This is a genomic window from Streptomyces sp. NPDC096152 (assembly GCF_044763235.1).
Taxonomy (GTDB): Bacteria; Actinomycetota; Actinomycetes; order Streptomycetales; family Streptomycetaceae; genus Streptomyces.
Genome location: NZ_JBIWFW010000007.1, coordinates 475336 through 500263 on the forward strand (window position 1 = coordinate 475336; position 24928 = coordinate 500263).

General features: G+C 72.3%; 25 protein-coding genes and 1 tRNA gene. 12 read left to right on the plus strand and 14 right to left on the minus strand.

The window, feature by feature from the left end:
* The first annotated feature begins 94 nt into the window (after positions 1–94).
* The gene (locus tag ACIQ9G_RS25480) at positions 95–1405 is read left to right on the plus strand and encodes a class I SAM-dependent methyltransferase (protein ID WP_403613612.1); all 1311 of its coding nucleotides are present in this window, start codon (positions 95–97) and stop codon (positions 1403–1405) included.
* 92 nt (positions 1406–1497) lie between these two features.
* Here the strand turns inward: ACIQ9G_RS25480 and ACIQ9G_RS25485 are convergent, their stop codons facing one another.
* Both ACIQ9G_RS25485 and ACIQ9G_RS25490 read right to left on the minus strand, forming a co-directional pair.
* A complete protein-coding gene (locus ACIQ9G_RS25485) occupies positions 1498–4026 on the minus strand; it encodes an ABC transporter permease (protein WP_403613615.1) in 2529 nt (842 codons plus the stop codon).
* A 37-nt stretch (positions 4027–4063) separates the two neighbouring features.
* On the minus strand, positions 4064–4864 hold the full coding sequence (locus ACIQ9G_RS25490) for an ABC transporter ATP-binding protein (RefSeq protein ID WP_403613617.1): 801 nt from the start codon (positions 4862–4864) through the stop codon (positions 4064–4066).
* Between the two features lie 391 nt (positions 4865–5255).
* On the opposite strand from ACIQ9G_RS25490, the gene ACIQ9G_RS25495 reads away from it, so the two are divergent.
* A tRNA-Leu gene (locus ACIQ9G_RS25495) sits at positions 5256–5341 on the plus strand.
* A 102-nt stretch (positions 5342–5443) separates the two neighbouring features.
* Here the strand turns inward: ACIQ9G_RS25495 and ACIQ9G_RS25500 are convergent.
* A complete protein-coding gene (locus tag ACIQ9G_RS25500; RefSeq protein ID WP_392193888.1) occupies positions 5444–5704 on the minus strand; it encodes a hypothetical protein in 261 nt (86 codons plus the stop codon).
* Between the two features lie 163 nt (positions 5705–5867).
* Entirely contained in the window at positions 5868–6260 is a 393-nt protein-coding gene (locus tag ACIQ9G_RS25505; RefSeq protein ID WP_403613620.1) for a helix-turn-helix domain-containing protein, read from the minus strand.
* Positions 6261–6500: 240 nt separating this feature from the next.
* Between ACIQ9G_RS25505 and ACIQ9G_RS25510 the strand changes: the two genes are divergently transcribed.
* The 6 genes from ACIQ9G_RS25510 to ACIQ9G_RS25535 all read left to right on the plus strand — a co-directional run bounded on the left by ACIQ9G_RS25510 (position 6501) and on the right by ACIQ9G_RS25535 (position 12515).
* A complete protein-coding gene (locus ACIQ9G_RS25510) occupies positions 6501–6716 on the plus strand; it encodes a hypothetical protein (RefSeq protein WP_356188627.1) in 216 nt (71 codons plus the stop codon).
* 47 nt (positions 6717–6763) lie between these two features.
* Positions 6764–6982 (plus strand): hypothetical protein, encoded by a 219-nt coding sequence (locus ACIQ9G_RS25515; RefSeq protein ID WP_356188625.1) that lies wholly within the window; start codon positions 6764–6766, stop codon positions 6980–6982.
* A gap of 135 nt (positions 6983–7117) precedes the next feature.
* Positions 7118–9025, plus strand: coding sequence for a hypothetical protein (locus tag ACIQ9G_RS25520; RefSeq protein WP_403613623.1), 1908 nt, complete (start codon positions 7118–7120; stop codon positions 9023–9025).
* A gap of 181 nt (positions 9026–9206) precedes the next feature.
* Positions 9207–9884 carry a hypothetical protein gene (locus tag ACIQ9G_RS25525; RefSeq protein WP_403613626.1) on the plus strand — a complete coding sequence of 226 codons (678 nt, stop codon included), beginning with the start codon at positions 9207–9209 and terminating at the stop codon, positions 9882–9884.
* 326 nt (positions 9885–10210) lie between these two features.
* Positions 10211–11386 carry a 4-hydroxybenzoate 3-monooxygenase gene (locus tag ACIQ9G_RS25530; protein ID WP_403613628.1) on the plus strand — a complete coding sequence of 392 codons (1176 nt, stop codon included), beginning with the start codon at positions 10211–10213 and terminating at the stop codon, positions 11384–11386.
* 202 nt (positions 11387–11588) lie between these two features.
* Complete coding sequence (locus ACIQ9G_RS25535; protein ID WP_403613630.1) at positions 11589–12515, plus strand: Bax inhibitor-1/YccA family protein; 927 nt, start codon at positions 11589–11591, stop codon at positions 12513–12515.
* Positions 12516–12576: 61 nt separating this feature from the next.
* Here the strand turns inward: ACIQ9G_RS25535 and ACIQ9G_RS25540 are convergent, their stop codons facing one another.
* A complete protein-coding gene (locus ACIQ9G_RS25540; RefSeq protein WP_276111179.1) occupies positions 12577–12804 on the minus strand; it encodes a DUF4287 domain-containing protein in 228 nt (75 codons plus the stop codon).
* 101 nt (positions 12805–12905) lie between these two features.
* On the opposite strand from ACIQ9G_RS25540, the gene ACIQ9G_RS25545 reads away from it, so the two are divergent.
* Positions 12906–13217 (plus strand): hypothetical protein, encoded by a 312-nt coding sequence (locus tag ACIQ9G_RS25545; RefSeq protein ID WP_403613632.1) that lies wholly within the window; start codon positions 12906–12908, stop codon positions 13215–13217.
* A 99-nt stretch (positions 13218–13316) separates the two neighbouring features.
* Here ACIQ9G_RS25545 and ACIQ9G_RS25550 read toward each other — a convergent pair whose 3' ends face one another.
* From ACIQ9G_RS25550 to ACIQ9G_RS25560, 3 genes are all read right to left on the minus strand, one after another.
* Positions 13317–14105: a hypothetical protein gene (locus ACIQ9G_RS25550; protein ID WP_403613635.1), complete on the minus strand. Its 789-nt coding sequence runs from the start codon at positions 14103–14105 to the stop codon at positions 13317–13319.
* A 295-nt stretch (positions 14106–14400) separates the two neighbouring features.
* Positions 14401–15621 (minus strand): acetyl-CoA C-acetyltransferase, encoded by a 1221-nt coding sequence (locus ACIQ9G_RS25555; RefSeq protein ID WP_403613638.1) that lies wholly within the window; start codon positions 15619–15621, stop codon positions 14401–14403.
* A gap of 138 nt (positions 15622–15759) precedes the next feature.
* Positions 15760–16788 (minus strand): SGNH/GDSL hydrolase family protein, encoded by a 1029-nt coding sequence (locus tag ACIQ9G_RS25560; RefSeq protein WP_403613640.1) that lies wholly within the window; start codon positions 16786–16788, stop codon positions 15760–15762.
* A 160-nt stretch (positions 16789–16948) separates the two neighbouring features.
* Between ACIQ9G_RS25560 and ACIQ9G_RS25565 the strand changes: the two genes are divergently transcribed.
* Positions 16949–18337 (plus strand): cystathionine beta-synthase, encoded by a 1389-nt coding sequence (locus ACIQ9G_RS25565; RefSeq protein WP_403613643.1) that lies wholly within the window; start codon positions 16949–16951, stop codon positions 18335–18337.
* 379 nt (positions 18338–18716) lie between these two features.
* On the opposite strand, the gene ACIQ9G_RS25570 is transcribed toward ACIQ9G_RS25565, so the two are convergent.
* Positions 18717–19145 carry a hypothetical protein gene (locus ACIQ9G_RS25570; RefSeq protein ID WP_403613817.1) on the minus strand — a complete coding sequence of 143 codons (429 nt, stop codon included), beginning with the start codon at positions 19143–19145 and terminating at the stop codon, positions 18717–18719.
* 233 nt (positions 19146–19378) lie between these two features.
* On the opposite strand from ACIQ9G_RS25570, the gene ACIQ9G_RS25575 reads away from it, so the two are divergent.
* Entirely contained in the window at positions 19379–20221 is an 843-nt protein-coding gene (locus ACIQ9G_RS25575; RefSeq protein WP_403613645.1) for a MurR/RpiR family transcriptional regulator, read from the plus strand.
* A 254-nt stretch (positions 20222–20475) separates the two neighbouring features.
* Positions 20476–21075, plus strand: coding sequence for a hypothetical protein (locus ACIQ9G_RS25580; protein WP_403613648.1), 600 nt, complete (start codon positions 20476–20478; stop codon positions 21073–21075).
* Between the two features lie 50 nt (positions 21076–21125).
* Here ACIQ9G_RS25580 and ACIQ9G_RS25585 read toward each other — a convergent pair whose 3' ends face one another.
* The 5 genes from ACIQ9G_RS25585 to ACIQ9G_RS25605 form a co-directional block, all read right to left on the minus strand.
* The gene (locus tag ACIQ9G_RS25585; protein WP_356188601.1) at positions 21126–21500 is read right to left on the minus strand and encodes a hypothetical protein; all 375 of its coding nucleotides are present in this window, start codon (positions 21498–21500) and stop codon (positions 21126–21128) included.
* Between the two features lie 16 nt (positions 21501–21516).
* Positions 21517–22020, minus strand: a complete 504-nt coding sequence (locus tag ACIQ9G_RS25590) for a roadblock/LC7 domain-containing protein (RefSeq protein ID WP_403613650.1) — start codon at positions 22018–22020, stop codon at positions 21517–21519.
* Positions 22021–22033: 13 nt separating this feature from the next.
* Entirely contained in the window at positions 22034–22870 is an 837-nt protein-coding gene (locus ACIQ9G_RS25595; RefSeq protein WP_403613652.1) for a transcriptional regulator, read from the minus strand.
* Positions 22867–23259, minus strand: coding sequence for a hypothetical protein (locus ACIQ9G_RS25600; protein WP_392193873.1), 393 nt, complete (start codon positions 23257–23259; stop codon positions 22867–22869). The genes ACIQ9G_RS25595 and ACIQ9G_RS25600 overlap by 4 nt, the downstream gene beginning before the upstream one ends.
* Before the next feature lie 169 nt (positions 23260–23428).
* Entirely contained in the window at positions 23429–24814 is a 1386-nt protein-coding gene (locus ACIQ9G_RS25605) for a diaminopimelate decarboxylase (protein ID WP_403613655.1), read from the minus strand.
* Positions 24815–24928 lie beyond the last annotated feature (114 nt).

Below are 24928 nucleotides of genomic sequence, written 5' to 3' on the forward strand. Positions count from 1 at the left end.
GACTGCATTGTCGCCCCACAGGTGTTTACGTGATGAGGAACATCCCGGATCAGATGAGGAACTTCCCGGATCACTCGTCACGGAGGTGTGCGCCATGGCCGATGCCGCGCCGCGGCTGCGGAGTCTGCTGGAACAGTTGCTGGGGGTACCGCTGCCGGTGCGTGTCCGCGCCTGGGACGGTTCGCAGGCCGGGCCGCCGAACGCGCCGACGCTCGTCGTCCGCAATCGCCGGGCCCTGCGCCGGCTGCTGTGGAAACCGGGCGAGCTGGGTCTCGCCCGCGCCTGGGTCGCCGGCGACCTGGAGATCGAGGGGGATCTGTACGCCGCGCTCGGACTGCTCTCGGGGCTCGTCTGGGAGCGGGACGACGACGCCCGGACCCTGACCGAGGCGCTGCGCGACCCCGAGGTGCGGGCCGCCGCCCGCGGCCTGGTCCGGCTCGGCGGCCTCCCGCTGCCGCCCGCCCCGCCCCCCGAGGAGGTCCGCGGCCGCCGCGGCGGCCGGCACACCCGGCGCCGCGACAAGCGGGCGATCAGCCACCACTACGACGTGGGCAACGACTTCTACGAACTCGTCCTCGGCCCCTCGATGGTGTACTCCTGCGCCTACTGGCGGGCCCCGGAACCCGACGGAACCCTCGAAGAGGCCCAGCACGACAAGCTCGAACTCGTCAGCCGCAAGCTGGGTCTGACGGCGGGTCAGCGGTTGCTCGACGTGGGCTGCGGCTGGGGCTCCATGGCGATCCACGCGGCCCGCGAGCACGGTGTGCGCGTCGTCGGCATCACCCTGTCCCAGGAGCAGGCGGCCTACGCCCGCAAGCGCGTCGCCGACGAGGGGCTCACCGACCGGGTGGAGATCCGCGTCCAGGACTACCGGGACGTCGACGACGGCCCCTTCGACGCCATCTCCTCCATCGGTATGGCCGAACACGTCGGCGCGGACCGCTACCTGGAGTACGCCACCGTCCTGCACGCCCTGCTCAGGCCGGGCGGGCGGCTGCTCAACCACCAGATCGCCCGCCGCCCGCAGCGCGACGAGACGGCGTACGAGGTGGACGCGTTCATCGACGCCTACGTCTTCCCGGACGGCGAACTCGCCCCGGTCGGCACCACGGTGACCCAGCTGGAACGCGCCGGGTTCGAGGTGCGGGACGTGGAGGCGATCCGGGAGCACTACGCGCTCACCCTGCGCCGCTGGGTCGCCAACCTGGAGGCGCACTGGCCCCGCGCCGCCCAGCTCGCCGGCCCCGGCCGCGCCCGGGTCTGGCGCCTGTACATGGCCGCCTCCGCCCTCGCCTTCGAGCGCAACCGCATCGGCGTCAACCAGGTGCTGGCGGTGCGGAGTACCGAGTCGGGCGCGTCGGGTCTGCCACTGCGCGCCCGCACCTGGGTGACGCGCCAGCCATAGGGCCCGGAAAGAAGGGCCCTGGCCCCCGGCACGCGAGAGGGCCCCGTTCCACGGTGGAACGGGGCCCCGGCTCGTGCGCCGCCGCCCGTACGCTACTCGGACTTGATCGCCTCGAGCGTGTTGAGCCGGGCCGCCCGCCGGGCCGGCCAGAGCGCGGCCAGGACGCCGACCGCCGCCGCCAGCAGCAGGAAGAGCGCCATCCGCGCCCAGGGCAGGACCAGTTCGTAGGTCGCCATCTTCGTGCCGAGCAGCTCACCGGCCGCCCACCCGAAGAACACGCCCAGGCCGATACCGAGCACCCCGCCGAACAGGGAGATCACCAGCGACTCCAGCCGGACCATCCGCTTGACGCCCGTGCGGTCCAGGCCGATCGCGCGGAGCATCCCGATCTCCTGCGAGCGCTCGAACACCGACATCGCCAGGGTGTTGATGACCCCGAGGACGGCCACGATCACCGCCATGGCCAGCAGCCCGTAGAGCATGTTGAGCATCAGCGTGAACATCTTCGCGATGTCGTCGGAGAGGTCCCGCTTGCTCTGGACCTTGACGGCCGGGTTGGAGCCGAGCGCCCTGACCAGCCGGTCCTTGGTGGCGGCGGACGCGCCGTTCGCCGTCTTGACCAGGACCCGCATGTCGGCCGGGTCGCTCTGGTGCGGGGCGAGGGTGGCGTTGTCGAGCATGATGCCGCGGATCATGTCGTTGCCCTCGTAGACCCCGGCGACCGTCAGGCGCTGCCTGCGGCCGTCCTCGTAGGCGACCGTGAAGCCTGAACCGGCCCGCCAGCCGTGCGACGTGGCCGTGTCGTGGTCCACGACGACCCGGGTGCCGGCGACCGTGAAGGAGCCGTCGTCGACCTTCAGGTCGGTCAGCTCGCCGAACGCGTGGCCGTCGACACCGGTCAGGTACTCGGTTCGGCCGTCGATGCGGGAGGGCGCGTTGCGCATCGGGCTGGTCGCCGTCACGCCCCCGGTGGCGCGCAGCTTGCGGTCCACGCCGGGGGAGAGCGCGTTGCCGTTCGCCATCGACACCACGTAGTCGGCCCGGATCGCGGCGGACGCCATCTTGTCGATCGACGTCTGCAGGCTGCCCGCCATCACCGTCATGCCGGTGATCAGGGTCAGGCCGATCATCAGCGCGGACGCCGTGGCCGCCGTACGGCGCGGGTTGCGCACCGCGTTCTGCCGGGCCAGCTTGCCGGAGACCCCGAAGCCGCGCAGCAGCGGGCCCGCCGCCGCGATCAGCGGGCGGGACAGCAGCGGGGTCAGCACGAACACGCCGGTGATCAGCAGCACCGCGCCGAGCCCCATGGGCGCCTGACCGTCGGTGCCGTCCATCGTCGTGGCCGCCAGGACGACGGCGACGCCCGCGGCGGCGAACAGCGCGCCCAGCGTGTTGCGCAGCACCAGCGACTTGGCGGTCGCCTTGGCGTGCACGCTGCCCATCGCCGCGACCGGCGGGATCTTCGCGGCCCGGCGGCCGGGCAGCCAGGCGGCCAGCATGGTGACCAGGACACCGACCGCGAGGGCGGCGCCGGCCGTGCCGGGCGTGACGACCAGCGGCCCGTCGGGGACGGTCGCGCCCAGGGTGCCCATGAGGGACCTGAGCCCGGCGCCGATGCCGACGCCCGCGACCAGCCCGGCCACGGCGGCCACCGTGCCCACCACGAACGCCTCGATCAGCACCGAGCGGGTGACCTGCCGGCGGGAGGCGCCGACCGCGCGCAGCAGCGCGAGCTCCTTCGTGCGCTGGGCGACCAGCATGGTGAAGGTGTTGGCGATGATGAACGTGCCCACGAAGAGCGCGATCCCGGCGAAGACCAGCAGGCCCTGGCGCAGCCCGCTCATCGAGGCGGAGATCGCCCGCGCCTGGTCGTCGGCGAGCCGCGCGCCGGTCGTGGTCTCGGCCGTCCCCTTCGGCAGCGTCCGGTCGAGCTGGGCCTTCAGGGCCGCCTGGCCGGTGCCGGGCCTGGCCCGCACGTCGATCTCGTCGTACGTGCCCGGCTTGCCGAACAGCCGCTGGGCGGTCGCGGTGTCGAAGAGGGCGAGGCTGCCGCCGGCCGCGACGTTGCCGTCGTCGGTGGTGAAGATGCCGCTGATGGTCGGGGTCAGCACCGGGCCGTCGACCGAGAGGCGCACGGTGTCGCCGACCCGGTAGCCGGCCCGCCGCGCGGTCTCGGAGTCGATGGCGACCTGGTCGCGGCCGTGCGGCGCGGCGCCGCTCCTGAGCGGGTACCGGGGGTCCTCGGTGCCCCAGAAGTTGCCGCCCTGCGACTGGAAGCCGCCGCCGATCAGCTTGCCGTGCTTGTCGGCGAGCGCGGTGAAGCCGCCGACGACACCGACGGCGGAGGCGGCGCCCGGCACGCGGGCGCTGCGGTCCAGCAGGGCCTGGGTCAGCTCGGGCGCCTTTCCGAGCCGGTCGCCCTCGCTCTCCCGGTACGCGGGCCGTACGGCCACGTCGACCTGGCCGAAGCCCTTGGCGGAGCTCTTCCGGTAGGCGTCGGAGAGGGTGTTGGTGAAGACCAGGGTCCCCGACACGAAGGCGACGCCGAGCATCACGGCGAGCACGGTCATGAGGAGCCGGCCCTTGTGCGCGCTGACATTGCGCAAGGCGGTGCGGAACATGGGTTGTCTCAGTCCAGGGGTACGGGGTCGGCGGTGATCAGCGGGTGCGGCCCTCGGCGTCCGGCTCGGGAGCCTGGGGGTTCCCCCCGGGCAGGTGCCGCATCCGGTCGAGGACCGCCTGCGCGGTCGGTTCGTGCACCTCGTCCACGATCCGGCCGTCGGCGAGGAACACCACCCGGTCCGCGTACGCCGCCGCCACCGGGTCGTGGGTCACCATCACCACCGTCTGGCCCAGCTCCCGTACGGAGTTGCGCAGGAAGCCGAGCACCTCTGCGCCCGAGCGCGAGTCGAGGTTGCCGGTGGGCTCGTCACCGAAGACGATGTCGGGCCGGGACGCCAGCGCGCGGGCGACGGCGACGCGCTGCTGCTGGCCGCCGGACAGCTGCGCGGGCCGGTGTCCGAGCCGGTCGGACAGTCCCACCATCCGGATCACCGTGTCCAGCCACTCCCGGTCCGGCCTGCGGCCCGCGATGTCCATCGGGAGGGTGATGTTCTCCAGGGCGTTCAGCGTCGGCAGCAGGTTGAACGCCTGGAAGATGAAGCCGATCTTGTCCCGGCGCAGCCTGGTCAGCTGCTTGTCCTTCAGCGAGCCCAGCTCCGTCTCGCCGATGCGCACCGAGCCGGAGGAGAAGGTGTCCAGACCGGCCACGCAGTGCATCAGCGTGGACTTGCCCGAGCCGGACGGGCCCATGATCGCGGTGAACTCGGCCTGCCGGAAGTCGACGGAGACCCGGTCGAGGGCGACCACCTGGGTCTCGCCCTGTCCGTAGATCTTCGACAGATCCGTGGCGCGCGCGGCCACGGCGGTGGTCCGGCCGGCGATGGAGGAGGTGGTCACGGGTGGGCGCTCCTGACGGGACGACGGTGTTCGAAGGGACGTCGTCCATCGTGTCCGCCGATCGCGCCGGTGTAGTCAGCCGCTGCTCCGGTTCCGGGGGGCGACCGGGGACGGACCGGAACCGTCCGCGTCATACCTGGGGATGACGGCCGTCCCTGAGGAGGCCGTCGTCAAGAACAGGTGGAGCGTCCTTGTTCAGAGGGTGAAATTCCGTCATTTCGCATGCGTGACGGCCGGCTCCACGGAAGGCTCTTGGCAAGTGCTGATGGCCTGTTCCGCTTGCTGATGCTCCCTCAGACATCAATAAAATAAGACAACATCGGGTTGCCTGCCCACTGTTCGCGGGAGGCGCCCCGATAGGCTCGGGATCTCGATGCGGAGCCCATGGCCTGCCCGGATGGTGGAATGCAGACACGGCGAGCTTAAACCTCGCTGCCCCTCGCGGGCGTACCGGTTCAAGTCCGGTTCCGGGCACCACCGACCGCGCGGCGCCACCGTCCCCCGCGGCGGCGCGCGCGTGTTTCCCCCTGTGTTCACCCCCCGTCTTCACCCTTCGAAAGCCCGTGCCCCCGAGTGGGGTCAGCCTTCGTAGACGGTGAGTACGAGACCGCCTCTCTCGATGCGGCGGCCCGCCCGCATTCCGTTGCGGCGCAGGGTCTGCAGGCACTGGTGGAACAGGACCAGTTCGTCCGCATCGAGGATGGCGGCGGCCAGGTCCAGGAGCTCGGCGAGCGCCTCGTCGGTGAGCACCTCGGGCAGCTCGCCGGACAGCAGGACGACCGATTCTCCGGCGGGGCCACGGACCACGGCCGTGGTCGGGCCGCCATGCACGAACAACACACTTCCCCCCTGGGAGCCCGGGTCGTGCGGCTCTCGCGTCTCGGGCAAGCGAGAGACTAGCGGCGGATCTCGCCGGTTTTCGGGTGCTCTGAATTCTTTTTCCGAGTTGGCGGGGAAGCGGTCGTCCGATGTCGTCGGACGGCCGGTCCGGTCCCGGGTGCGGTCACTTCTCCCGTGCGGAGCGGTCGAGCAGGGACTCCACCAGGGCGGCGACATGGCGGCGGTCGTCGGCCGACAACTGCTGGACGCTGGCGATGAGCAGGTCCACGTCGGGGTCGGTGGGGCGGGGGGCCTCGCCACCGGCGCCCGCGGCGGGGCCGTAGACGTGGATTCCGCAGGCCTCGGCCGCGATGCGGCGCACGGCGTCCAGGGGCAGCTCCAGCCCCTTGGCCAGCCCCTCCAGCGTGGCCGGCTGGGGCATGCGGACCACGCGGTCGGCGGTCGCCAGGTGGTGGACGGTGGAGCGGGGAATGCCGCCGCGCCGCGCCACATCGCCGTAGGACCAGCCCTTGCGGTCGAGGCGCTCACGGATCAACTGCTGCAGTGCGTTGGCCACTGACCGTCACTTCCTGCTCGCCGCCTGGCGGAACTCACGGAAACCCTCCATGTGCCGCCTGATTCTACGGGCGCCCGGGCGCGGCGCCGAGAGGCGATTCCCCGAACGGGTTGCGCGAAACGCCCCCGAAGCCGTAGTGTCCAATCTCGTTGGACAGCACGTCCGACCAAGTTGGACAGAGTCCGGGGGGAACCTGACTCGGTCCGACCGGAAATGTCTATCCCTGAGGGGGAATTGATCATGATGGACGCCCACGAGCTCGAGGCCGAGTCCGCGGAGCTGCTGCCGGGTCGCGAGGCCCTGGGTCGCCTGAAGTTCAGCTTCAACAAGACGGTGAACGTCACCAAGCACGTCGCCAACATCTCGGCCCACAACCAGTCCGCCGCCCTGAACGACCACTCCGCGTGGTCGGTGGCCGACTCCGGTGCCGGCCAGAGCATCAACGTCACCCAGTAACGCTCCCCATCCGATCCCGACCTGAAGACACAGAAAGGACATCCATCATGAGCATGGACATGCACGACCTCGAGGCCGAGTCCGCGGAGCTGCTGCCGGGCCGTGAGGCCCTGGGTCGCCTGAAGTTCAGCTTCGGCAAGACGGTGAACGTCACCAAGCACGTCGCCAACATCTCCGCCCACAACGAGTCCGCGGCGCTCAACGACCACTCGTCGTGGTCGGTGGCCCAGTCGCAGGCCGTCCAGAGCATCAACGTCACGCAGTAGCGCACGCAGGCGCGGCCACGCGCCGCGACGACGGCCACGGGGGCGGACCGCGCGGGGGGTACGGCGCGGTCCGCCCCCGGAGTCGAACCGGGGGAGAGCGGGGAGGACGGGGGAGGACGTGGGGGGAGACCACACATGACGGTGCTCGGAGAGGGGGCGCCGACGCTGCACGACACGGGCCCGGTGCCCGGTCCCGGCGGCTGGCCGGTGACGTACGAGCAGGTGACGACGGGCAAGCTGCCCGTCGTGGAGCAGGCGCCACTGGTCCCGCGGCTGAGTGCGGGGCTCCAGCTGCACGGCGAGTACCAGGGGTCGGGCTTCACCGACCCCAAGTACATCGCCCGTCGGGGGGACGGGCAGGTCGTGCAGCTCTCGCGGCTGCTGTATCTCGTGGCGTCGTCCATCGACGGCGTCCGGGACGTCGAGACCATCGCCCACCGGGTCAGCGCGCGTTTCGGCCGTGAGGTCAGCGGCGAGAACGTGCGCTTCCTGGTGGAGGAGAAGCTCGAACCGCTCGGTGTGACCGTGCCCGACGGCCAGGAGGGCGAGGAGGTCGACGCGCCGAGGTCCGACCTGCTGCTCGCCCTCAAGGGCCACCGGGTGATCTTCAACGAGCGCCGCACGGCGAAGATCGCCCGGATGTTCGCGTGGCTGCACCGGCCGGTCGTGGTCGCCGTGGTGCTGGCCGCGGCGGTCGTCATGGACGTCTGGCTGTTCGGCTTCTTCGGGGCGATCGAGCCGGTGCTGGAGGTCCTGGACCAGCCGGTGCTCATCCTCATCGTCTTCGTCCTCACCGTGGCCTCGCTCGTCTTCCACGAGTTCGGCCACGCCTCCGCCTGCCGATACGGCGGCGCCCGCCCCGGGTGCATCGGCTGCGGGCTCTTCCTCATCTGGCCGTCGATGTACACCGACGTCACCGACGTCTACCGGATCGGACGCGCCGGCCGGCTGCGCACCGACCTGGGCGGGGTGTACTTCAACGTCGTCTTCATGCTGGCCATGGCCGGGGCGTACTTCGCCACCGGGGCGCAGTTCTTCCTGGCCGCGGTCTATCTCGGGCACTTCGAGATCCTGGAGCAGTTGATGCCGGCCGTCCGGCTGGACGGCTACTACATCCTGGGCGACCTGGCCGGCGTGCCGGACCTGTACGGCAAGATCAAGCCGATCCTGCTGAGCCTGGTCCCCGGGGCGAAGGGCCGGGCCGCCCGCAAGGAGGTCGCCGGGCTGAAGAAGTCGGCGCGGACCATCGTCGCCACCTGGGTGCTGACGATGGTGCCGCTCCTGCTCGGCGAACTCGGTTACGCGCTGTGGAACCTGCCGCGGATCATCGCCACGATGATCCGGTCGCTGACCGAGCAACTGGTCGGCACCGGCTCGGCGTTCGCGGACGGGCAGGTCGTCGAGGGCCTGGTCGGGGTGATCGGCTGCGTCATGCTGCTGTGCCCCATGGCGGGTGTGGTCTACCTGTCCGTGAAGCTGACCGGGCGTCTCTTCCGGGCCGCGAAGCGGTCCACGGCGAGCCGGCCGGTGCTGCGCGTGACCGTGTGCGCGCTGACGCTGGCCGCGCTGACCGGGCTGAGCTACGCGTGGGTGTCCGGGATGACCCCGAAGCCGCTGCCGAAGAGGCCGCCGATCGCGCCGATCCTGCAGCCGGGGGTGTCGACGCAGGAACCGCAGCCGCGGGAGGCGTCGACGCCGGACGGACCCCCCTCCGGCAACCCGTCCGGCGGTGCCTCCGCGCAGCCGTCGGGCACGGCGGGGGCCGGGTCCGCGGGGCCGGACGGCAGTCCGCCGGTGGACGCCACGGGCAGCGCGCCGGCGTCGGCCGGCGCGTCGGCGACCGCGTCGGGACCGGCGGGCGCCTCGCAGCAGGCGGTGCCGACCAGCGGCGGGAGCGCCGCGGGGCCGCTGCCGTCGGCGTCCGCCGGGGGCGGGCCCGCGCCGGAGCCCTCCCCGACGCCCTCGGAGAGCCTGCCGGCGTCGCCCCCGGCCAGCCCCTCCCCGCCGCCGGTGAGTGAGTCACCCAGCCCGGTGTCGTCCTAGAGCGGCGAAACCCGGCTCGCCCCGGAGCGCGGCACGCGGCGTCGTCCCGGGAGGCGGAACGCGTACGGGTCCGCCTCCACCCGCGCCCACCCCGTGCCGCCCCGGGGTGCGCCGGGCCGTCGCGGCACCGGGGACGGCGCCCCGGCCCGCGGCTCACGAACCATCTACCGCAGGAGATCCCATGAGCAGTCATCGCAAACCACGTCCCACCAGCAACAACTTCACCCAGCGCGCAGTCCGCGCGGGCCTGCTCGCCGCCGGAGTCGCCGGGGTGGCCACCGCCGTACCGGCCCAGGCGGCCACCGCCGCGCCGCAGCACGCGGCGGTCGCCTCCGACTACGTGTTCAGCCACGCGGACCGGGCGCACCACACGCAGGCCAAGGACTCCTTCACCATCCGCCAGTACGGCAACGTGAACGCCGCCGGGGTGCGCAACCAGGCCAACGCCGTCTCCGCGGGCTGCTCCGCCGACGACGAGTGCCGGTCGGTGGCGCTGTCCTTCCAGATCGTCACGTTCGCGGGGGCACGCACCCACCTGAACGCCGTGAACCTCAGCGACGCGGCGAACAAGAAGTGCACGGGCTGCCAGACCCTGGCCGGCGCCTACCAGTTCGTCGTCTCCACGCCCACCCCGATCACCTTCGACGGCGACACCCAGAGCCGGCTGGACGACATCCACCGCCGCCTCGACGTGCTGACCCGCTCCTCGCTCCCCGCCACCGAGCTGAAGTCGCGGGTCGACGGCCTCGCCGCCGAGGTGAGCAGCGTCCTGCACGACGCGGTGGCGCGCGCCCCGAAGGGCGAGGCGCAACCCTCCGTGACCCTGCACCGTCACCTGGACGGCTGGCCGGGCCACTGAGCCGCGGGGTACGCCGCTACCACTGCCGCGGCGTACCCCGCTCCCCGGCCGACCGCCGTGTCCGCGACCTGATCGCGCGGGCACGGCGGTCGGTTGTGTGCGCGCAGGCCGCGGACCCGTGGGCGCCGACCCATGGGCACGGGCCCATCGACACGGGCCCATTGACATCGGGTGGGGCCGGGCGGAGACTCAGGCGAGGCGCAGGTGAAATAAATTTCACCACGCGAACACCCGCCCCTCTCTCGGCCTCTCCCCACTCCCGACGGCCCGGAAGGGCCGGGAACGCCCCTCCCCAGGCAACGACGCCCACCCGAAGGGAACGACCGATGCGCACCACCGTCGGCATCATCGGAGCCGGCCCGGCCGGTCTGCTCCTGGCCCGGCTGCTCCACAACGCCGGTATCGACTCGGTCGTCCTGGAGAGCCGGGACCGCGTCTACGTCGAGAACCGCCAGCGGGCCGGAATCCTGGAACAGGGGACCGTGGACGTGCTGCGCGCGGCCGGGGCCGGGGAGCGGATGGACCGGGAGGGGCTGCGGCACGACGGGATCGAGCTGCGGTTCGCCAGGACCCGGCACCGGGTCGACTTCCCCGCCCTCACCGGCGGCCGGTCCGTGACGGTGTACGCGCAGACCGAGGTCTGCAAGGACCTCATCGCGCTCCAGCTGGAGGAGGGCGGCCCGCTGCTGTTCGGGGCGGAGGCGCTCGCGGTGGAGGGCGCGGAGGGCGACCGCCCGCGCGTGCCGTTCCGGTACGAGGGACGCGAGGACGTCCTGGAGTGCGACTACGTCGTGGGGTGCGACGGCTTCTGGGGCGTGGCGCGCAAGGCGGTACCCGCCGCACTCTCCCGGGCCTTCGAACGGACGTACCCCTTCGTCTGGCTCGGCGTCCTCGCCGACGTGCCCCCCTCGCACGACGAACTGGTCTACGCCCGCCACGACCGCGGCTTCGCCCTGCTCTCCATGCGCTCCCCGTCTGTTTCACGCCTCTACCTCCAGGTGCCCGCCGGCACCGACGCGGAGGAGTGGGGCGACGAGGAGATCTGGGACGAGCTCGGACGGCGGTTCGAGACCGACGACGACTGGACCCTCGGGCGCGGGCCGATCACCCAGAAGTCGGTGACCCCGATGCGCTCCTTCGTCCACGAGCCCATGCGGCACGGGCGGCTCTTCCTCGCCGGGGACGCCGCGCACATCGTGCCGCCCACCGGGGCCAAGGGGCTCAACCTCGCCGTCGGGGACGTCGTCACCTTCGCGCGGGCGCTGAAGCACGAGCGCCGGACGGGCTCCGCCGAGCTGCTCGACGCCTACTCGGCGACCTGTTTGCGCCGGATCTGGCAGGCCGAGCGGTTCAGCTACGACATGACGACCATGCTGCACCGGGCGCCGGACGCCACCGGCTTCGACGACCGCCTCCAGCTGGCCCGGCTGCGGCGGATCGCCTCCGGGCGCGCGGCCGAGACCGACCTCGCCGAGGCGTACACCGGCTTCTCCCTCGACTGACCCGGCCGATGATCTCCGGCTGATTCCGGCCATGTCGCAGGTTGGTCATGAATGGGGCCCTCCGTGGCCGGGAATCACCTGGCCGCGTAGCGTGTTCGCCAGCAGGACGAGGGAAAGATCCTTCGCAGGTATTAGGATCCATCCTTTGCCGTTCCATTACTCTTGAGGCCAAGGCCGCGCAGCGTGGCCATGGAGGAGTGAGATGAGGAGCAGAAACCCGGTCTTCTCGCGACGGGGGTTCAGCCGCGACAACGGCTACGCGGGCTTCAACACCGCGCCGCAGGCCGGGGGCCCCGCTGTCGGCACGCAGGGCAATCCGTACGCGCAGGGCAACCCCTACGCCCAGCCGAGCGGCGCCCCCTACGCGCAGAACCCTTACGCCCAGAACCCGTACGCCCAGCAGGACCTGCAGTACGGCGCTCCGCCGCAGGCCCCGGCCACCACCGGCCGGATGACGATGGACGACGTCGTCCTGCGCACCGCGTCCACGCTCGGCACTCTGATCGTCACGGCCGCGCTCGCCTGGGCGCTGCTGCCGGTCGACGTGGCCCACATCAACCGGTCCTACGGCATCGGCATCGGCGCCGCGCTGATCGGCATGGTGCTGGCCTTCGTGCAGTCCTTCAAGCGCAAGGCCTCGCCCGCGCTGATCCTGACCTACGCGGCGTTCGAGGGCGTGTTCCTCGGCGTCGTCTCCAACATCGTCGACACGCACCTCGCGAGCGGCGCGGCCATGCAGGCCGTGATCGGCACCATGGCGGTCTTCGCCGGTGTGCTGGTGGCGTACAAGGCGGGCTGGATCCGCGTCAACCGCCGGTTCTACGGCTTCGTGATGGCGGCCGCGCTCGGCTTCGTGCTGCTGATGATGGTGAACATGCTGTTCGCCGTCTTCGGTGGCGGTGACGGCCTCGGCTTCCGCAGCGGTCCCCTCGGCATCTTCTTCGGTGTCGTCGGCATCCTCCTCGGCGCCTGCTTCCTCGCCCTGGACTTCAAGCAGGTCGAGGACGGCATCGCCTACGGCGCGCCCCGCGAGGAGGCCTGGCTCGCGGCCTTCGGCCTCACGCTGACGCTGGTGTGGATCTACATGGAGTTCCTGCGGATCATCGCGATCCTCAACCAGAACGACTAGCCGCACCGCGACGGACAGCGCAAGGGCCCCGGGATCTCCCGGGGCCCTTGCGCGTGCGCGCCTAGAGCAGTTTGCGCGCGGCCCTCCTCAGGTCGTACTCGTGGATGAGCGCCTTGGCGTGGCCGTACGCGAGGTCGTGTTCGTGGCGGAGCCAGCTGACCTTCTCCTCGAAGCGGAGAGCGGGGCCTTCTTCGACGGTGCGCAGCCAGTCGGAGACTTCACGACCGGTGCAGTGGGGGATGCGGGCGAGCAGGTTGCGATGGGTCTCCTCGGAGAAGACTTGGGACATCGGCGCCTCCGGACGCGTTCGACGAAGCCGGTCCTTCAGGTCACCGTGCCTGAGCGTTCGCGTATTGGCAACAGTCCTGCTGCGACGCGTAGTCTCGCGGCGTGGTTGACACGACATCGCTGACCCGCGCAGTGGATCACTTCGCCGACCGTCTTCGGGCCGCGCCGCAGAGCCGGCTGCAACGCAGCGGGGCGGCGGAGGCGCTGGGGCTGGCCAGGGAAATGGCGCGGCGGGCGCAGGAACGCGAGGAGCCCGGCCGCGAACCGCGCGAGATGCCCGACGCCGGGATGTTCGCGGCCGCCGACCAGCTGACCGTGGCCGGACACGACCTTGCCCTCGTCCTCAGGGACGAGGCCGAGGTGGAGGAGGCGGTGCGGCTGGTGGAGGAGGCGCAGAAACGCGCCGGAGTGTGAGCCGCGGGAGTGCGCCGAGCGGCTGGGGCGCCATGAGCGTGAGTGCCCGAAGTGCCGGGAGCACGAGGAGCGTCCGGGCGTGCGCGCCCGGAGGGCGGGCTACAGCGACGCGATGACCCGGTCCGCCAGGATGTACACGTTCTCCTCGCCGCACGCGAAGGTGAGGGTGTACGCGCCCGAGACGCCGGAGCCGCCGAGGAGCACCGGGGCCCGGCCCGCGCGCAGCGCCGTGGACAGGCGTTCCGCGGTCTCGCGGTGGCCCGGGGTCATGCACAGGGTCGTCCCGTCCGCGAACACGTAGACGTCGAGGGTGCCCAGCGGGCCCGGCCGCACATCGGTCAGCTCCACGCCCGAATCGGCCAGCTCCTCCAGCGTGGCGACCGTGCGCTCGTGGTCGTTGACCACCGGCGACGGGGACGGGGTGAAGTCGGGGTGCGAGGGGTGACGGCGGCGGGCCGCGGCCAGCTCCGGCGACTCCCCGGAGAACTCGTCCGCGTCCGGGCCGGTCTCGGTCAGGGCCTCCAGCGGCTCCAGACCCGCGAAGTCGGCCTGGCGCGGCAGGAACAGCTCGCTGTCGGGCAGGCCGAGCAGCGTGGGCGCGTCACCCCCGTCGCGGGCCTCCTGGGCGGCCCAGAACGCCCGGGCCTCGGCCAGCTCCCGCTCCCGCTCCTCGGCGAGCGCCTGGGCGACCGCGGCGCGTATCTGCTCCGTCTCCGCGGTGCGGGCGGCGGGCAGCAGGGCGCGCGTGGCGGCGGCCTGGCTCTCGGCGAGCTGGGTGTGCAGAGCGGCGACCTGGCGGCGCAGCACCAGAAGGGTGCGCAGGACCGCGACGCCCACGGCGCCGGTGGCGGCCGTGGTGAGCAACAAGGCGATCGGCATGGCGCTCACTGACGTACTCCCGGGTTCAAGGTCGACCCCCGACTTCCTACATCAGCTTGAAGGGCGGACTAACCAGCTGTCAGTGCGTAACGTCACGAAACGGACAGGAATGCTGCCCCTGGTTCCCTGGCGAAACACCCTTGACCTGCGTGAACTCCCTCCCTGGGGGAGATAGGTCACATCCTGGGGGAGATTCGATCACAAAACGGCCCGGAAGCCGGGTGTTTCTTGGATTCCGGGCCGTTCGCTCACTATGGGTGCTACGGCGGCCACTGACGGTCTCTCAATGGCCCCCGGCGGGGGATCAGCTGAGGCGCTCGATCACCATCGCCATGCCCTGGCCGCCGCCGACGCACATCGTCTCCAGACCGAACTGCTTGTCGTGGAACTGGAGCGAGTTGATCAGCGTGCCGGTGATACGGGCGCCGGTCATGCCGAAGGGGTGGCCGACGGCGATGGCGCCGCCGTTGACGTTCAGCCTGTCGAGGTCGATGCCGAGGTCGCGGTAGGAGGGGATCACCTGCGCGGCGAACGCCTCGTTGATCTCGACCAGGTCGATGTCGTCGATGGTGAGGCCGGCGCGGCGCAGCGCCTGCTGCGAGGCCTCCACCGGGCCGAGGCCCATGATCTCCGGGGACAGGCCGGAGACGCCGGTGGAGACGATGCGGGCGAGCGGCGTGAGGCCGAGCTCGCGGGCCTTGGTGTCGGACATGATGACCACCGCGGCGGCGCCGTCGTTCAGCGGGCAGCAGTTGCCGGCGGTGACCAGGCCGTCGGGGCGGAAGACCGGCTTGAGGCCGGAGACGCCCTCCAGGGTGACGCCGGCGCGCGGGCCGTCGTCCTTGGAGACGACGGTGCCGTCCGGGAGGGTCACCGGGGTGATCTCGCGCTCCCAGAAGCCGTTCTTGATGGCCTCCTCGGCGAGGTTCTGCGAGCGGACGCCGAACTCGTCCATGTCCTGGCGGGTGACGCCCTTCCAGCGGGCCAGGTTCTCGGCGGTCTGCCCCATCGCGATGTAGGCGTCCGGGACCAGGCCGTCCTCGCGCGGGTCGTGCCAGGTGGTGCCCTCCTGCGCCGCCACCGCGGCGGTGCGGGCCTCGGCCTCGGCGAACAGCGGGTTGTGCGTGTCCGGCAGGCTGTCGGAGTTGCCCTTGGTGAAGCGGGAGACCATCTCGACACCGGCCGAGATGAAGACGTCGCCCTCGCCGGCCTTGATGGCGTGCAGGGCCATGCGGGAGGTCTGCAGCGAGGAGGAGCAGTACCGGGTGATGGTGCAGCCGGGGAGGTGGTCCATGCCCATCTGCACGGCGACGATCCGGCCGAGGTTGTTGCCCTGCTCTCCGCCGGGCAGGCCGCAGCCGAGCATCAGGTCGTCGATGTCCTTCGGGTCCAGCTCGGGGACCTTGGCGAGGGCCGCCTGGATGATCGTGGCGGTCAGGTCGTCCGGGCGCAGGTCCTTGAGGGAGCCCTTGAAAGCGCGGCCGATGGGGGAGCGGGCGGTCGAGACGATGACGGCTTCGGGCATCACGGCTCCAGTGGCTTGCATACGGGGATGGGCAGGGCTGGTTGGGAAGTTACCCGTACGTATGGTCGAGGTCACGGGAACGGCGATGTGACCCTGACCGCAATTTTCTAAGCGCTTGCTTTTCTCCTGGTGTCAGGGTCAGGTCGGGGTCTCCATCGGGGCCGGGGCCGCCTCCGGCACCCGGCGGCGACGGCGGCGCTTGAGCAGGGCCCACGGTCCCCGGGGCCCCGTCGGCATCGCGGCGGTGACCTCCGTACCGGCCTCCGACGCCGCCTCGGCCGCGGCGCGGGCCACCGGCAGGTAGCCCTCGTGCCGGAACGCGTCCGGACGCTCCTCCTCCGCCGGCCACAGCCCCAGCGCGGCGCAGACCGTCGGCAGGACCGCCATCGCGGCGGTGGCGTAGCCCTCGGCGGAGGGGTGGTAGTTGTCGGGGCCGAACAGCTCCCGCGGGTTCGCCGCGAACTCCGGGCCCAGCAGGTCGCCCAGCGACACGGTGCGGCCCCCCTGTTCCACCACGCCGATCGTCTGCGCCGCCGCGAGCTGGCGCGAGGCCCGGCGGGCCAGCCAGCGCAGCGGCTGCTGGACCGGCTCGATCGTGCCGAGGTCGGGGCAGGTGCCGACCACCACCTCCGCGCCTGCCGTGCGCAGCCGGCGGACCGCCGCCGACAGATGGCGCACCGAGCGGGTCGGGGGCATCCGGTGCGTCACGTCGTTCGCGCCGACCATGATCACGCAGATGTCCGGCACCCGGGCCGGATCGGCGAGGACCAGTGTCACCTGACGGTCCAGGTCGTCCGACTGGGCGCCCGGAAGGGCCACGTTGCGCAGCTCCACCGTCCGCTCCGCCACGGCCGCGAGCCCCGACGCCAGCAGCGCGCCCGGCGTCTGCCCGGCCCGGTGGACACCCTGCCCCGCGGCCGTGGAGTCGCCGAGCAGCACCAGCCGCAGGGGCTGCTCGCCCGGGATGTCGTAGCCGCCGCCGTACCGCCCGTCGGCGACCGGCAGGCGGCCGTCCGTCGTGCCGTTGGCCACCTGGCGTCTGGCCAGCTGCACCTCGGCCAGCAGCAGACCGACCGCGGCCGCGCCGACCAGACCGATCCCCCCGCCGCCGTACGCCGCGCCGGCCGCGATCCGCCGGGCCACTCTCGCCCTCGACATGCCCGTCATGCCTCGCCGCCACCTCCTCTCAGCCGTACACCCACTCCTTGCCCCGTACGGACCGTCGCCCAATCTCGACGGCCAGTGAAGGGCCGTCGTCCGCCCCTTCACTGGCCTTAGGCTGGCTGGACCACCACGACCACATCTTTTGCAGCAACCGGAGACAACGGTGCAATTCCACGACTCGATGATCAGCCTCGTCGGCAACACCCCGCTGGTGAGGCTCAACAACGTCACCAAGGGCATCCGGGCCACCGTCCTGGCCAAGGTGGAGTACTTCAACCCGGGCGGCTCCGTGAAGGACCGCATCGCCCTGCGCATGATCGAGGCGGCCGAGCAGAGCGGGGAGCTCAAGCCCGGCGGGACGATCGTCGAGCCGACCAGCGGCAACACCGGCGTGGGACTCGCCATCGTGGCCCAGCAGAAGGGCTACAAGTGCATCTTCGTGTGCCCGGACAAGGTCTCCACGGACAAGATCAACGTGCTGCGCGCGTACGGGGCGGAAGTGGTGGTGTGCCCGACGGCCGTGGACCCGGAGCACCCGGACTCCTACTACAACGTCTCCGACCGGCTGGTCCGTGAGACGCCGGGCGCGTGGAAGCCCGACCAGTACTCCAACCCGAACAACCCCCTGTCGCACTACCACTCCACCGGCCCCGAGCTGTGGGAGCAGACGGAGGGGAAGATCACCCACTTCGTGGCGGGCGTCGGCACCGGCGGCACCATCTCCGGCACCGGCCGCTATCTGAAGGACGCCAGCGACGGCAAGGTGAAGGTCATCGGCGCCGACCCGGAGGGCTCGGTCTACTCCGGCGGCTCCGGAAGGCCGTACCTGATCGAGGGCGTCGGCGAGGACTTCTGGCCGACCGCCTACGACCGCACCGTCGCCGACGAGATCGTCGCCGTGTCCGACAAGGACGCCTTCCAGATGACCCGGCGGCTGGCCAAGGAGGAGGGCCTGCTGGTCGGCGGCTCCTGCGGCATGGCCGTCGTCGCCGCGTTGCGGGTCGCCGAGCGCCTCGGCCCGGACGACGTCGTGGTGGTGCTGCTGCCCGACAGCGGCCGCGGCTACCTCAGCAAGATCTTCAACGACGAGTGGATGGCCGACTACGGCTTCCTGGAGGACGAGGGCCCGAGCGCCCGCGTCGGCGACGTGCTGAGGGACAAGGAGGGCGCCATTCCCTCCCTCGTCCACATGCACCCGGACGAGACCGTCGGCCAGGCCATCGAGGTGCTGCGCGAGTACGGCGTCTCGCAGATGCCGATCGTGAAGCCGGGCGCCGGCCACCCGGACGTCATGGCCGCGGAGGTCGTGGGGTCCGTGGTGGAGCGGGAGCTGCTCGACGCGCTGTTCACCCAGCGCGCCTCGCTGGACGACCCGCTGGAGAAGCACATGTCGGCCCCGCTGCCGCAGGTCGGCTCGGGCGAGCCGGTCGCGGACCTGATGTCCGTGCTCGGCTCGGCGGACGCGGCGATCGTGCTGGTCGAGGGCAAGCCGACCGGTGTGGTCAGCCGCCAGGACCTGCTGGCCTTCCTGGCCAAGGGCGGGGTGCGGTAGCGAACGCCCGGTGACCGGGCGCGGCCGCGGGGAACTTGCGGTGACCTGCGGCTGAGAGTGAGGCGCGGAAATGGTACGAGGGTGTCACGTTCACGCAGCACCCGCTTAACACGCGTCCGGCAGATTGGTGGGTGTCGGAGGGGCGGGACCAGCTTCTCGCCCCGATCGACGTCGAACGGCGCCAAGGACCTCCGGAGCGGCTCCCGGACCTCCACGGACGCCATGGACGCGCACGCCCGGTCCTGACCCGGCCCGCGTCCTTCGCGGGGACCGCCGTCGTCCCGCCCCCCGGCAACGGGGGTGCGGCGGTCCCCGCGCACGACGTCCCTCGCGCTTCTCCGTTTCCGCCGTGTTTCTCTGTGGGCCCCCGTCGCCCCGCTCAGTCCTCCCAGTCACCGTCCTGGGGTGACCTGCGGCGACGGCCGCCGAACAGGCCGGGGTTGGCGCGCGCGGCCTGGAAGGCGTTGACGCCGACGATGCCCGCCCAGGCGACCAGCAGCCCGGGCACATGCGCGACGCCGCCGCCGATCGCGGACAGCGGGATCGCCAGCACCAGCGAGACGATGCCGAAGCCGAAGCGCTCGCCCCAGGAGTCGGTGGCCCCCGGCGCCCGGGAGCCCCGCGCCACCGTCATCCGCTGCTCGGCGAGCTGCCGCCGCACCCGGCGCTCCACGGCGCCGTCGATGCGCTGGTCGATCTTCTCCAGGAACGAGTCGACCAGCGCCGACTCGTACTCCTCGCCCAGTTCCCTGCGGGTCTGCAGGGTGGCGTCGAGTTCCTTCTTCAGCTCAAGGTCTCGCGCGTCCATTCCGCTCATGCCGCCCAGGCTAGGAACGCCCGCCCGCCGGCGCACTGGTGCCAGCCCCCCTCTCGGCGCTGGGACCGGCCCCCGGGGCCCGGCCCCGCGGCTCTCACAGGGCAAGACACCCGGCCGAAACCTTGCTCCGGGTGTATGGCCTCATGCAGAGTTCTTGGTGTCTGAATAGCAGGTGGTCGGGGAGTACTCTCCCGGGGTTCGAGACTTCTGAGGGGGAGTACGTCATGAGCGTGACCGACAGCCCGGCCGCTCGGCTGCAGGCGCTCTTCGAGGGGCACCGGCTCACGCCGACCCAGCGGCGCATCGCCCACAGCATGGTGCGGCGGGCCGCCGACGTGCCGTTCCTGTCCAGCGTGGAACTGGCCGAGCTGGCCGGGGTGAGCCAGCCATCCGTGACCCGCTTCGCCGTCGCGCTCGGCTTCGACGGCTACCCGGCGCTGCGCCGCCACCTGCGCGAGGTCGCGCCCGCCGAACCGGCGGCGGTCTCGGCGTCGTACAACGAGTACCAGCAGGCCGTCGAGGCCGAGATCGAGAACCTGAGGCAGCTGGCGGAGGCGCTGGCCGATCCGCGGCCGGTGCGGGACGCCGGGCGCATCCTCGCCGCCTCGCGCCCGCTGCCGGTCCTCGGTCTGCGGGCCGCGGCCTCCCAGGCGTACGGCTTCACGTACTTCGCCGCCAAGGTCCACCCGGACGTACGGCTGCTCGACGAGGGCGGCACCATGATCCACGACCGGATCGACGGCGCCGTCCGGGCCGGGGCGAGCGCGCTGCTGTGCTTCGCGCTGCCGCGGCACCCGCGCGAGGTCGTGGACACCCTCGCCTACGCCAGGGACGCCGGGTTGACCGTCGTCACGGTCGCCGACTCCGCCTTCGCGCCGGTCGCGAAGTACTCCGACCTGCTGCTGCCCGCCGCGGTCGGCACCGGGCTCGCCTTCGACACCGCGTGCGCGCCGATGCTGCTCGGCCGGGTCCTGCTGGAGGCGATGTGCGACGACCTCCCGCAGGCGCAGCAGCGGCTGGAGGACTTCGACGCCAAGGCGGTGGCGCGCGGGTTGTTCGTGGAGTGACGGTCGCGGTGGCGTGAAGCCCGTACTGGCGTGGCGGTCGCGATGGCGTGAAGCCCGTACTGGCGTGGCGGTCGCGGTGGCGTGACGGTCGTACTCGCGCCTCGGCCTAGTCGGCCTGCCGGTCGTGGTGGGTGGCGGCCGGTGGGGTGAGCTTCCGTGCGGCCGGCCGGGCGTTCTCAGACTCGTCTCACGGAAGGCCACTAGCCTCCCGGCCCGAACGGAGTGTGCCGGACGGGACGAGAAGGAGGCGGCACGTGGCACGCGGAGGGCGCGGAGGACAGGGACTGGCCAGGGTGGCTGTCGTGGTGCGGGCCGGGGCGGCTCCCCTGGGGTGGCTCGGGGTGTGTGCGGCCGGTGTCGGGGTGCTGGTGCCCGGGCTGACCGGGCGCCTGGTCGGCGTCCTGGCGGGCGCCGCGCTGTTCGTGGCGGCCGCGGCCGTCGTGGCCGTGAGCCGCCGCCGGCGCTACACCGCCCTCGCCCGCGGCGCCGCCCGCGCCGGGCGGAACGACGTGCTCCAGGACCGCGCCGTCAGCGTCCGCGTCTGGCGCCGGGGTCACCGCTGGTGGCTGCTGCTCGCCTTCGCGGCCGCGCTGGGCAGCTCCTTCGCCGTGCCCGCGGCCGGCGGCCTGCTGCTGGCCGGCGCCGGCGCCGGGCTGCGCCTGAAGGCGGCCTGGCTCGGGCGACTCGAGCGGGCCGCGGACGCGCTGCTGTGGGTGCGCGTCGACTGGCTCGACGGACGCGGCGGCCGTCCGGCGGGCACGGCGGTCCGGGCCTGGCGCAGCACGGGCATCGCGGCAGGCGACGCGGCCCCGGGCGGGGCACGCCGCCGCACCGCGGCGCTCGTACGACACTAGGTCCTGTCTTCCGGCACGCCTGCGGCACTCGGCCGGCAGGGTGGAGCGGATCAGACCTCCAGGTCCTCCTCGATCTTCCTCAACTGGTGGCGGGCCATCGCCAGGTTGGCCCGCTTGGCGTCCAGGGCGAGGTAGAGGAACAGCCCGTTGCCGCCGCGCCCGCTGATCAGGCGGATCAGGTGGTACTGGTCGGTCAGGGTGATCAGGATGTCCTCGATCTGCGCCTTGAGGCCGAGGTGCTCCATGGTGCGCATCTTGGCCCGCACCACATCGGTGTTGCCGGCGGCGGCGACGTTCAGGTCGAAGGTCTTGCTGCCGCCCATCGTGCCCAGCGCCATACCGCTGGTGTAGTCGACGAGCGCGACGCCGGTGGCGCCCTCGATGGAGGCGAGCGCTTCCTTCAGACAGGTCTCTACGTTGGCCATGGTGGTTCTCCTTTTCTCAACTTTCGGTGGTGGTAGGCGCGTTGGTGCCGGTGGTGCGTGGCGCGCGCGTGCTTCTGGTCCGTGTGGCGATGGTCCGGGGAGCCGGTTTCGCCGTCCTCGTCTGCGTCCTGGCCGGGCTCCTGGCCGCCGCCTCGGCGTCCATCAGCTCCCCGATGCGGGCTCCGGCCCTGCGGCCCTCCAGGTGCAGCCGGCCGACGTTGACGCGGTCCTGGGCGAGCAGGGTCAGCACGGCGGTACGGCCGGCCGCGTACGTCGCGACATAGCCGTAGACGCCGCGCACGAGCAGTTCCCGCAGATCCCCCTGACCGGTCACGTCCGCCATGCGCACGGCGACGCCGAGTGCGGTCGCGGTGAGGGCCGCCACGCTCTCCGGCTCCACGCCCGGGGTGTCGTGGGCCAGGACCAGACCGTCGACACTCGCGGCGAGGGCGCCGGTGAGCTGGGGGACGCGGGCTCGCAACCGGCGTAGCTCCTCCAGGATTTCGGGCTCGGCTGCCATCCGGTGTCTCCTCTCAAAGGGCCTCCAGCGCATCCCTGAGCCTCTTCAGCAGCGTGATGTGGGGGTCTGTGGTGTGGGCCAGGCGCTCGGCGACGGTGGCCGCCACGCCGCCGTCGTCCGGCGCCGGGGCGGGCTCCTGGGGCGCCACCAGGCCCGCGGACACCAGGCGCCGTACGTCCACGAGCGTGTGGAAGGCCTGCCGGCCCTGCGCGTGTGCGAGGTCCGTGGCGGTACGGACTCCGTCGATCAGGGCCAGGAGCCTCTGCTGGCGGGCGGTGAGCTTCGGGGCGCCGCTCGCGTACGTCCGCGCCAGGGGGGCGCCGTCCGGCGCCGGGTCGGGCCAGATGGCGTGCAGCAGGTCGCGGCGGCGCAGCGTCTCGCGCTCCAGCGCGGCGACGGGCAACGACAGGATCGGGCCGAGCCGGTGGGTGATGCCGTAGCGGAAACGGCCCGGAGTGCTGCTGGGGGAGAGCGCGAAGTACCCGGCGTCGTACAACGCGGCCAGGTGGCACAGCTCCAGCGCTCCCGCGGTCACGTGGCCGCCGTCCAGCAGCAGCCGCGCGGCGCCGCACCGGTCGTCGGCCCGGGACACGGCGTCCCGCCAGACACCGGCCGCCAGGGTGCCGTGGGCGGTGAGCAGCGCGCCCGGGCCGGGGGCCGCGGGACTCTCCGCGTGCACCACCTGGCCGTCGACGAGGTAGAGCGAGCCTCGGGCGCGGACGAGGACGCCGGTGGCCCGTTCCTCGGCGAGCCGGGTCAGCATGGGTGACAGGCCGCCCCAGGAGCGCTCGGCGGCACCGGCCCTGTCCCGGACCGGCAGGCGGGGCGGCGGGGTCTCGACCATGGTCATCCCAGCACCAGCCGTTCGGCCATCTCGCCCAGGCGTATGCGGGCCAGGGCGAGGTTGCCCTCCGCGCGGGCCAGCCACAGGTGCAGGAAGACGCTGCTGTCGAAGGACGTGTCCACGAAGCGCAGCAGGTGGTAGCTGTCCCGGTTGCTGACTATCAGGTCCTCGACCGGGGGGCGCTCGGCCTCCGGGTCGTCGTCGGCGGCGAACGCGCCGTGCTCGGCGGCCAGCCGGGCCAGCTCGGCGGCCTCCGCGGCCGTGGTCTCGTGGTCGCCGCCCGGGGACTCTCCGACCGTGCCCAGGGCGAGCCCGCTCGTCCAGTCGACCAGCGACGCGCCCCGGGCACCGGGCAGTCGCATGGCTTCCAGCAGGCACTCGTCGATTCCGGGCACCGTTGTTCCCCTCCCGCCTGGGGTTCGGCTGAGTGATGCCGACGCTACGCACCGTGTGCGCGGGCGGTGAGGGATATGGCATTTTCCGGTGGAACATGCGACCGAGCGGCTAGTGTTGGTCAACTGACCCTGCATTCACACTAGTTCCACAGGGTGTTCCCGGTGTGCGTCAACGGCCTTCTGATGCGCGCAGGGTGGTGAGCGCGTTCGCGTGCGCCCCTCCCGACTCGGCCACGATGTCCTGAAGCGTCTGCGGCTCCCGTACGACCGCGAAGGAGACACCCCCGGCGCCGTCGAGGGTGAAACCGTGAATGCCGGGCCGGGCAAGGGAGTTGTAGCCGTAGTGGTGGGCGAAGTAGTACGCGCCGGTGTCCAGCGCGGCCACGAGGTCGCCCGGTTCGAGCGGCGGCAGCGCCCGGCCCTCGGCGAGCAGATCGCCCGCGAAGCAGGCGGGCCCGGCGATGTCCTGCACCACCTCGGGCCCCGGCTTCGGCCGTCCCCGGCCGTCGTACGCGGCGATCCGCAGCGGCCACGCCCCCGGCGCGTAGACGGTCCGGGTCGCCACCTGGACGCCCGCGTGGGTGACCGCGACCGGCCGCCCGCCGGCGCTCTTGGTGTACTCCACCCGCGCCACCACCGTGCCGTGCCGGGCCAGCAGCGACCGCCCGAACTCGGTCACCAGCCCGTACCGGCCGTCGAAGAGTCCGGGCACCGTCTCCCGCAGCAGCCGCGCGTACTCCCCGTACGTCGGTACGGTCTCCTCCGAGGCGAAGTTCACCGGCAGCCCGCCGCCGATGTCGAGGGTGTCGATCCGCCGCCGCCCGGCCCGCTCGTTGATCTCCTCCGCGAGCGCGTACGTCTCCGCCACGCCCCGCGCCATCAGGGGCAGCGGGATGCCCTGGGAGCCGGTGTGGGCGTGCAGCCGGGTCAGCCACGGGCGGTCCAGGCAGGCGCGGACCACCCATTCGCGCGCCCCCTCGTCGCGCAGCGCCACCCCGAACTTCGAGGTCGCCGTAGCCGTCGACAGCGCGTCGATGGAGCCCCCGCCGACCTGCGGGTTCACCCGGATGCCGACGGGTGAGCGGGTCCCGGTGTCCCGGACGACGGCGTCGATGCGGTCCAGTTCCTGCGGGTTGTCCGCGTTGACTGCGATGCCCAGCGCCAGCGCCTCGCGCAGCTCGGCCGGGGTCTTCGCGGGCGAGTCGAGCACGGTGCGCGCGGGCGGGACGCCGGCCGCCCGCGCCAGGGCCAGCTCGCCCGGACTGGCCACCTCGGCGCCGATGCCCTCCTCGTCCAGCAGCCGCAGCACCGGCACCAGCGGGGTCGCCTTCACCGCGAAGGCGTGCAGCACTGGCGTGCCCGGCGCCACCACCGCCTCGAACGCGGCCCGCAGGGCCGCCGCCGACTCCCGGATGCCCGCGACGTCGAGCAGGCCGACGAGGGGTGCTCCGGGGCCGAGCAGCCCCTGCTCCACCGCGGCCCGCACCGCCGTGTCCCGCCGGTCCGCCCGCCCCGCGTCCGCCGCGCGCGGCCGCTCAACGCGTTCCGTGTCCATTCCGTCCCTGGTCCTCTCGCCGCCGGCGGTCATGCATCCAGCCAAACACCGCGAGTGCCCGCACGCGGGGGCGCCGATGTATTGACTAGTTCTATTCAGCGAGTCAGGATGTGA

Bases quoted from the DNA above. Each gene is read 5' to 3' on its own strand.
- ACIQ9G_RS25555 (WP_403613638.1), bottom strand. From the start codon at position 15,621: ATGCCCGAAGCCGTCATCGTCTCGACCGCCCGCTCCCCCATCGGCCGC.
- ACIQ9G_RS25590 (WP_403613650.1), bottom strand. From the start codon at position 22,020: ATGGCAGCCGAGCCCGAAATCCTGGAGGAGCTACGCCGGTTGCGAGCC.
- ACIQ9G_RS25595 (WP_403613652.1), bottom strand. From the start codon at position 22,870: ATGACCATGGTCGAGACCCCGCCGCCCCGCCTGCCGGTCCGGGACAGG.
- ACIQ9G_RS25515 (WP_356188625.1), top strand. From the start codon at position 6,764: ATGAGCATGGACATGCACGACCTCGAGGCCGAGTCCGCGGAGCTGCTG.
- ACIQ9G_RS25520 (WP_403613623.1), top strand. From the start codon at position 7,118: ATGACGGTGCTCGGAGAGGGGGCGCCGACGCTGCACGACACGGGCCCG.
- ACIQ9G_RS25530 (WP_403613628.1), top strand. From the start codon at position 10,211: ATGCGCACCACCGTCGGCATCATCGGAGCCGGCCCGGCCGGTCTGCTC.
- ACIQ9G_RS25570 (WP_403613817.1), bottom strand. From the start codon at position 19,145: ATGGACGCGCGAGACCTTGAGCTGAAGAAGGAACTCGACGCCACCCTG.
- ACIQ9G_RS25525 (WP_403613626.1), top strand. From the start codon at position 9,207: ATGAGCAGTCATCGCAAACCACGTCCCACCAGCAACAACTTCACCCAG.
- ACIQ9G_RS25585 (WP_356188601.1), bottom strand. From the start codon at position 21,500: ATGGCCAACGTAGAGACCTGTCTGAAGGAAGCGCTCGCCTCCATCGAG.
- ACIQ9G_RS25485 (WP_403613615.1), bottom strand. From the start codon at position 4,026: ATGTTCCGCACCGCCTTGCGCAATGTCAGCGCGCACAAGGGCCGGCTC.
- ACIQ9G_RS25535 (WP_403613630.1), top strand. From the start codon at position 11,589: ATGAGGAGCAGAAACCCGGTCTTCTCGCGACGGGGGTTCAGCCGCGAC.
- ACIQ9G_RS25540 (WP_276111179.1), bottom strand. From the start codon at position 12,804: ATGTCCCAAGTCTTCTCCGAGGAGACCCATCGCAACCTGCTCGCCCGC.
- ACIQ9G_RS25560 (WP_403613640.1), bottom strand. From the start codon at position 16,788: ATGACGGGCATGTCGAGGGCGAGAGTGGCCCGGCGGATCGCGGCCGGC.
- ACIQ9G_RS25605 (WP_403613655.1), bottom strand. From the start codon at position 24,814: ATGGACACGGAACGCGTTGAGCGGCCGCGCGCGGCGGACGCGGGGCGG.
- ACIQ9G_RS25510 (WP_356188627.1), top strand. From the start codon at position 6,501: ATGATGGACGCCCACGAGCTCGAGGCCGAGTCCGCGGAGCTGCTGCCG.
- ACIQ9G_RS25575 (WP_403613645.1), top strand. From the start codon at position 19,379: ATGAGCGTGACCGACAGCCCGGCCGCTCGGCTGCAGGCGCTCTTCGAG.
- ACIQ9G_RS25480 (WP_403613612.1), top strand. From the start codon at position 95: ATGGCCGATGCCGCGCCGCGGCTGCGGAGTCTGCTGGAACAGTTGCTG.